Origin of the sequence: Mesorhizobium sp. M7A.F.Ca.US.011.01.1.1 (genome assembly GCF_003998295.1) — a bacterium.
Lineage (GTDB): Bacteria > Pseudomonadota > Alphaproteobacteria > Rhizobiales > Rhizobiaceae > Mesorhizobium.
The window spans coordinates 1-581 of sequence record NZ_RZRT01000222.1 but is presented as its reverse complement, the minus strand read 5'-3'; the positions used below and the strand labels follow the sequence as shown (position 1 = coordinate 581).

General features: G+C 62.7%; 1 protein-coding gene. It reads right to left on the bottom strand.

What is annotated here, in order from left to right; all coding sequences use genetic code 11:
- Nucleotides 1-501: ABC transporter transmembrane domain-containing protein (locus EOA13_RS37435; RefSeq protein ID WP_245490615.1), on the bottom strand; the 501-nt coding region annotated here is incomplete at its 3' end.
- Between the last annotated feature and the right edge of the window lie 80 nt (nt 502-581).

Below are 581 nucleotides of genomic sequence, written 5' to 3'. Positions count from 1 at the left end.
GGCCAGCGCCGTCATGCCGATCCAGAAATGGAACAGGAAGCAAATTGCGAGGTAGAGCGGCATCCAGGGCAGGTCGAAAAGCGCGGTCGGACCGGCGCTCGACATAAACGATCGCACTTGGTCAAGATCGCGCAACGATTGGAGGCCGTCGCCTGCGAGCTTGGTGCGCAACGGCAAACGCATGAGAGCGGCATAGACCTGTCCGCTCAAGCGCGCATCCAGCGCCATTCCGATGCGCACCAGCAAACGCGACCGGATGAGTTCGAGAACGCCCTGAAAGACGAAAAGTGTGCCGGCAAACACGGCAAGCCCGACGAGCGTCGGCACGCTGCGGCCGGGTATGACGCGATCATAGACCTGCAGCATGAAGAACGAGCCGGTCAGCGCCAGGACATTGACGACGCCGCTCATCAAGGCAATTCCCGCCAACGCTCGCCGGAAGGAAGCCAGAACCGCCGCGAGGGTCGTTCGCGGCGGCTCGGGTGGATGGGGATGCGACATCGCCTTCACATCAGTCCCGGTTCAGTCTCAGGCGGCAATGACCGCGCCCGAAATCAGGCCTGATGACGAACGCGTCCGTG